Genomic DNA, 7,604 nt, shown 5'->3' on the forward strand with positions numbered 1-7,604 from the left:
GTGGTGGACGCCGGAGATCTGGACGCGCAGTACTGGTACCGGAATCTGAGGGAGCCGGTCCTCTTCGAGTCGGCCGTCCGCGCCGTACACGCTCAGAGCAACGGTCTGTTCATCGAAATCGGTCCGCATCCGGTGCTGTCGCTGGCGTTGGAGCAGACGGTGACCGACGGACGTGTGCTGCACACCCTGCGCCGTGACCAGCCCGACGAGGCGCAGATGCTCACGAGTCTGGGTGAGGCGTGGTCGGCTGGTCTGCCCGTGGCTTGGGGGGAGTTGCTGCCCGCCGCGGAGCCGGTTGCGCTGCCCACGTACGCCTTCCAACGCCACCGTTACTGGCTCGACGCACCCGCCTCAACTGTGCCGACAGGCGCTTCCGTGCGTGATGCGTGGCGTTACCGGGTGGGCTGGACACCGCTTGCCGTCCAGCACGCCGGTGGGCTGCCGCGCCAGTGGCTGTTGCTGTGTCACGACGGTGGCGAAGTCGCCGACGTACGGCGGGCGTTGGAGCAGGCCGGTGCCGAGGTCGAGGTGCGGGTACTGCCCGAGGACGTCGGCCGTGAAGGTGTCGCGGAACTGCTGACCGGTGCCGGGCACATCGCTTACCTGCCGACCGGGTTCGACCGCAGCCACCCGGGCAACCCGGGACTCTCCGGCGGGCTGGCCGATGTGGTGGCGGTGATGCAGGCCGCCGTGGAGCAGTCCGACACACGGTTGTGGATTCTGACCCGAGGTGCGGTTACCGCACCCGGGACGGACACCGCCCCCGACCCCGCTCTGGCGGCGGTCTGGGGGCTGGGCCGGGTCTTCGGTCTGGAACACCCCGACCACTACGGCGGTCTGATCGACCTGCCCGCCGACTGGAACTCGGGTACGGGCGAGCTGCTGTGTGCGGCGTTGGCTCAGCCGGTGGAGGACCAGATGGCCATTGGGGCGGCCGGTGTGTTCGTACGCCGGTTGCAGCACGCTCCGGCGCGGTCCGGCGGCGAACAGGAGTGGAAGCCGAGCGGGACCGTGCTGATCACCGGGGGTACGGGCGGACTCGGTGCCCATGTGGCCCGCTGGCTGGCACGCAACGGCGCGGAGCAACTCATCCTGGTCAGCCGCTCGGGGCCCGGAGCTCCCGGCGCGGGTGAACTCGCCCACGAGCTGACCACCCAGGGGACCCCGACCACCGTCGTCGCTTGCGACATCGCCGATTCGCACAAGGTGGCCGGACTGTTCGGCAACGGCGGTGACCACCCGCCGATCACCACCGTCATCCACGCCGCCGGGATCTCCCAGGACGTCGAGCTCACGGATCTCTCCCCCGTCACGCTGGACGAAGTCCTCGCGGCGAAGGTCCGTGGCGCGGAGAGGCTGTCGGAGCAGCTCGCCGAGGGTGCGTTCGAGCGGCTGGTGCTCTTCTCGTCGAACGCAGGCGTATGGGGCGGCGCGCGGCAGGGAGCGTACGCCGCCGCCAACGCCCACCTCGACGCCCTCGCGGAGCGTCAGCGCGCAGCCGGCCGGTCCGTGACGTCGGTGGCCTGGGGGCTGTGGGACGGCGAGGGAATGGGCGGGGGCGGGATCGGTACCTACCTGCGTAGGCTCGGTCTGCGCCCGATGGCACCGGACCTCGCCGTTTCGGCGCTGCACGAGGCGCTGACGTTGGACGAGACGTTCGTGGCCGTGGCGGACGTGGACTGGGAGCAGTTCGTCCCCACGTTCACGGTGGCCCGCCGTCGGCCGCTCATCGAGGACCTGCCCGAGAGCCGCCGGATCGCCACCGGACCGGACCACAAGGATGCGGATGCCGCGTCCCGGCTGCGGTCCCGGCTGGAAGGGCTGGATGCCGGCGACCGCCTCGACCTGCTGTCGACACTGGTGTGTGCGGAAGCGGCCCGGGTGCTGTCCCACTCCACTCCGGATGCCATCGAGCCCGAACGGGCCTTCCGGGACATGGGGTTCGACTCCATCGCCTCCGTAGAGCTCCGCAGGCAACTCAACGCCGAGACCGGCCTTCAGCTTTCGGCCACTGTGGCGTTCGACCATCCCACTCCGCGAATCCTGGCCGAGCACCTGGGCGACCAACTGCTCGGGACGACAGCGGAAGTGCCGCCCACCACCCGGGTGTTCGGGGACATCGACCGTCTCGCGGAGACCTTGGCCGAGGTCGCCGGGGACGGCGCCGTACGCAAACGGGTGGCGCAGCGGCTCCGGGAACTCCTGGACTCCTGTGACAGCCCACCGCGCGACGCCGACGACATGAGCGCACAGCTCGGCTCGGCGAGCGACGAGGAGATCTTCGACTTCATCGACAAGCGGTTCAAACGCTCCTGAGACCTGTTCCGCCTGTCTGTATCACCGTTGCGAGGAAGGCCCACGAAATGGCTAACGAGGAACAGCTCCGCTCCTACCTGCGGTTCGTCACCACGGACCTGCACGAGACACGCCAGCGTCTGGAGCGCTTGGAGGCCGAGCAGCACGCTCCCATCGCCATCGTGGGCATGAGCTGCCGGTTCCCCGGTGGAGTGCGCTCGCCGGAGGAGCTGTGGGACCTTGTTGCCGCCGGTGGTGACGCGATAGCGGACTTCCCCGAGGACCGGGGCTGGGACCTCGACACGCTGTTCGACACCGATCCGGATCGGTCCGGTACGTCGTACACGGCGGCCGGCGGATTCATCTACGACGCGGGCGAGTTCGATGCCGGGTTCTTCGGGATCAGTCCGCGCGAGGCGCTTGCGATGGACCCGCAGCAGCGGCTCATCCTGGAGTCCTCGTGGGAGGCGATCGAGCGCGCGGGCATTGATGTGTCCACCCTGCGAAACACCAGTACGGGTGTCTATGTGGGCGCTTCGGCACAGAACTACGGCACGTTCTCCGACGAGGCGGGCGGAGGCAGCGAGGGCTACTTCCTGACCGGGAACGCGGCGAGTGTGGTGTCGGGTCGGCTGGCGTATGTGTTCGGTCTTGAGGGTCCGGCGGTGACGGTGGACACGGCGTGTTCGTCGTCGCTGGTCGCGTTGCATTTGGCAGCCCAGGCGTTGCGTTCGGGTGAGTGCGGGCTGGCGTTGGCCGGCGGGGTCTCCGTGATGTCGACGCCGGGTGCGTTTGTGGAGTTCAGCAGGCAGCGGGGTCTGGCTGTTGACGGTCGGTGCAAGCCGTTCGCGGCGGGAGCTGATGGGACGGGGTGGGGTGAGGGTGTCGGCCTGCTGTTGTTGGAGCGGCTGTCGGACGCGGAGGCGAACGGTCATCGGGTTCTTGCCGTACTGCGGGGCTCGGCCGTCAACCAGGACGGTGCGTCGAACGGGTTGACGGCGCCGAACGGTCCGTCGCAGCAGCGGGTAATTCGGCAGGCCTTGGCGAATGCGGGGTTGTCCGCCCGTGACGTGGACGTCGTCGAGGCGCACGGTACGGGTACGACGCTGGGTGACCCGATCGAGGCGCAGGCGCTTCTCGCGACGTATGGGCAGGACCGGCCTGAGGAACGTCCGTTGTGGCTGGGGTCGGTGAAGTCGAACATTGGTCACACCCAGTCCGCTGCGGGTGTGGCCGGTGTGATCAAGATGGTGATGGCGATGCGCCATGGGCATCTGCCGGTGTCGTTGCATGTGGATGAGCCGTCGCCCCATGTGGACTGGTCTGCGGGTGAGGTGCGTCTTCTGACTGAGCCGGTGCCGTGGGTGGGCGAGGGGCGTGTGCGGCGGGCGGGTGTGTCGTCGTTCGGTGTCAGCGGGACGAACGCGCACGTGATCCTTGAGGAGCCGCCCGCCCTTGAAGAGGTGCCTGTCGTGGAGGCGGAGCCCGCGGGGGTGGTGCCGTGGGTGGTGTCGGGTCGGGGTGATGCGGGGTTGCGTGGCCAGGCTGCACAGCTGGCTGAGTTTGTGCGGGCCCGTGAGGGTGTGGATGTTGCTGGGGTGGCTGCGGGGTTGGCCGGCCGGGCTGCTCTGCAGGACCGTGCGGTTGTTGTGGGTGGGGATGTAGAGGAACTGCTGGCGGGGTTGGATGTGCTGGCTGCGGGCGGCTCGGCGGATGGGGTGGTGTCGGGGTCGCCGATGGGTGGGAAGACGGGTGTGTTGTTCACGGGACAGGGGTCTCAGTTCGCCGGTATGGGCGCTCAGCTCTACGAACGCTTTGGGGTGTTTGCGGGTGTGGTGGATGAGGTGTGTGCGGTGGCGGATGGTTTGTTGCCGGAGCCGTTGCGGCCGGTGATCTTCGGTGAGGATGGCCGAGGTGAGTTGGTGGGGGAGACGGTCTTTGCGCAGGTGGGTCTTCTTGCGCTGGAGGTCGGGTTGTGGCGGGTGCTGGTCGAGTCGGGTGTCCGTGCTGATGTTCTGGTGGGGCATTCGGTCGGTGAGATCAGTGCGGCTGTGGCTGCGGGTGTGCTGAGTCTGGAGGACGCGGTGCGCCTGGCCTGCGCGCGGGGTGGGTTGATGCAGAAGCTGGCCGGGGGCGGGGTGATGGCGTCCGTAGCCGCCCCGGCCGGTGAGGTGCGGGAACGTGTCGAAGGTGTTGCCGGGGTGTGGGTGGCTGCGGTCAATGCCCCGGAGTCCGTTGTGCTGGCTGGTGAGCCGGATGCGGTGCGTGGCGTGGTGGATGAGCTGACGGACGAGGGTGTGCGGTGTCGTTGGCTGCCTGTGGGGCATGCCTTCCACACGCCGTTGATGGACCCGGTTCTGGAGGATTTCGCCACGGCGCTCGGGGACTTGTCCGTCGCTCCTGCGCAGGTCCCTGTGGTCTCCACGGTGTCGGGTGAGGTGGCGGGTGTGGAGTTTGGGAGTGCGGCGTACTGGGTGGAGCATGCTCGGCGGCCGGTGCAGTTCGCCGACGCGGTCGAGGTGGCACGTGAGTTGGGTGTGCGGGTGTGGGCTGAGGTCGGTCCGCAGCCTGCCTTGTCCGCGGCGATGCCCGAGCGTGACTGTGAGGTGATCACGGCGTTCATGCGGCGTGATCGCGACCAGGTGACCGGTGTGCTGACGGGTCTGGCCCGGCTCCATGTTCACGGTGTGGAGGTCGGCTGGGAGAAGTTGGTCCCCTCGGTGCGGCCGGTGGAGGTGCCGACGTATGCGTTCCAGCGTCGCCGTTACTGGGCCGCTGGATCGTTGGGGTCGTCTGCGGGGTCTTTGTCAGGAGCGGGTCTGACCGTTGCCGGGCATCGGTTGTTGGGTGCGCAGGTGTCGTTGGCCGGTGGTGGTGTGGTGCTGACGGGGCGGTTGTCGGTGTCGGCGCAGCCGTGGCTCGCTGATCACGCGGTGTCGGGTGTGGTCGTGCTGCCGGGGACCGCGTTCCTGGATCTTGCGGTGCATGCCGGTGGCCAGGTCGGATGCCCGCGTGTTGAGGAGCTGACTTTGCAGGCGCCGTTGGTGCTTGTTGAGGGCGGGCCTGGTGTGGCGGTTCAGGTTGTGGTCGACGAGCTTGAGGCGAGCGGCGACCATGGTCGGCGTGCGGTGAGTGTGTTCTCCCGTGCGGACATGAACGACGACGGGGAGTGGGTGCGGCACGGCTCCGGTTTCCTGACCACGAGCGGCGGCCCGGCCGACTCTGCGGATACGGCGTGGGTGTGGCCTCCGGCTGGTGACCCGGTCCCGGCAGAGGAGGTCTACGCGGGGCTGGTGGACGCCGGCTTCGATTACGGGCCGGTGTTCCGGGGCCTGCGGAAGGTCTGGCTGGACGGCAATGACGTGTACGCCGAGGTCGAACTCCCCGACGATCCGGCCGGGTTCGCACTCCACCCGGCTCTCCTCGATGCCGCCCTCCACGCCCTGGCCGCCACCAAGACCACGGAGAAGGACGAGGGCGGAATGCCCTTCGCCTTCACCGGCGTACAGGTCCACACCACAGGCGCACGCACCCTCCACGTCCGGCTCCGCCGCAACGAAGACGGCGTGGGCGTCGAGGCCGTCGACCCGACCGGGCAACCCGTCGTCACCGTCGAATCCCTCGCCTTCCGCCCCATCAACCGGGCGAGCCTCGCGGGTTCTCCGTCCTCCTCCGCACGTCTCCTGCAAATGCGGTGGGCGCCCGTGCCCGAGCAGCCGGCAGACAGCGCGAACGAATCGGCCACGGAGTCGGCACCGGAATGGGTGCTGGTGGGGAACGGCGCCGGTGATCACGCGGACCTGGCCGGGTTGGCAGACGCGATGGACGACGGAGCCGCGTCGCCCACGCTCGTGGTGCTGTCCTGCCCCGGCACACCGGGCGAGTTCGGCGAGGAGAGCGGAGGCGCCGCACGCGCCGAAGCCATGCTGGTGCGGCTGCTGGCCGAGGTGCAGGCGTTCCTGGCCTCCTCGCACCTGACCGACTCCCGTTTGCTGGTGCTCACCCGGGGCGCGGTGACCACCGAGGAGCCGTTGTCCCCGGTGGATCCGGCCATGTCCGCTATCTGGGGCATGATCCGGTCCGCCCAGACGGAGAACCCGGACCGCTTCATCCTGCTGGACCTCGATCCGCAGGACGTCTCGGTGGACGATGACGCGTTGATGGCACGGATGCTGCCTGCCGTACTGGCCAGCGGTCTCGATCAAATAGCGCTGCGAGGCGGTGAGTTGATTGCGCCTGCCCTTGGTGGCATCGACGACGATGAGAAGGACCGGTTGCGGCTTCCCGAGCAGGGGCCGTGGCGGCTCATGGCCGGCTCGGGAGGGACGCTGACGGAGCTGACCACGGTTTCGTACCCGGAGGCGGGGGCGCCGCTGCTGCCGGGAACGGTGCGGCTGTCGATGCGGGCCACGGGGCTGAACTTCCGCGACGTGCTGATCGCGCTGGGTATGTATCCGGGCGATGCGACGCTCGGCAGCGAGGGCGCCGGGGTGGTGACCGAGGTCGGCTCTGACGTCACCGGACTTGCCGTCGGTGACCGCGTCATGGGTCTGATCCCCGACGCGTTCGGTGACGTGGTGGTGGCGAACGCACGCACCGTGGCGCCCATCCCGGCGGCGTGGTCGTTCGCGGAAGCGGCGTCGGTGCCCGTCGCGTTCCTGACGGCGTACTACTCGCTGGTGCGGCTCGCGGACCTCCGGCCGGGTGAGCGCGTGCTCATCCACGCGGGCGCGGGCGGCGTGGGCATGGCCGCCGTACAGCTGGCGCGGCACCTCGGGGCGGATGTGTTCGCGACGGCGCATCCTTCGAAGTGGGAGACGTTGCGGGGGCTCGGGCTGCCGGACAGCCGGATTGCTTCCTCGCGGGACCTCGACTTCCGTACGGCGTTCCTCGGCGCTACCGACGGCGCCGGCGTCGATGTCGTGCTGAACTCGCTGGCCGGTGAGTTCGTGGACGCGTCGCTCGAACTGCTGCCGCGCGGTGGCCGGTTCATCGAGATGGGCAAGACCGACCTCCGGGACGCGGCCGAGTTGCCGGCCGACGTCCAGTACCGGACCTTCGACCTTTCCGAACCGGAGCCTGTCCAGATCGGCGACATGCTCGCCAAGTTGCTCGCGCTGTTCGCCGATGGCCGGCTCGCCCTGCTGCCGACAACGGTGTGGGACGTGCGCCGGGCCCCGGCCGCGTTCCGGTACCTCAGCCAGGCCCGGCACGTAGGCAAGAACGTTCTGACGCTGCCTGTCCCGTTTGATCGGGATGGGACGGTGTTGGTGACGGGTGGTACGGGTGTGTTGGGTGGGTTGGTGGCG

1 protein-coding gene and 1 pseudogene are annotated in these 7,604 nt (G+C 69.1%); both read left to right on the forward strand.

Features of this window, described 5'->3' with window-relative positions; translation table 11 throughout:
- Nucleotides 1-2,316: beta-ketoacyl reductase (locus tag GXP76_RS32400; RefSeq protein WP_242575190.1), on the forward strand; the 2,316-nt coding region annotated here is incomplete at its 5' end.
- A 65-nt stretch (nt 2,317-2,381) separates the two neighbouring features.
- Nucleotides 2,382-7,604, forward strand: a pseudogene (locus tag GXP76_RS32405) (beta-ketoacyl synthase N-terminal-like domain-containing protein); the annotation flags it as partial.

It is taken from the genome of Streptomyces sp. NP-1717, from assembly GCF_022695985.1.
Lineage (GTDB): Bacteria > Actinomycetota > Actinomycetes > Streptomycetales > Streptomycetaceae > Streptomyces.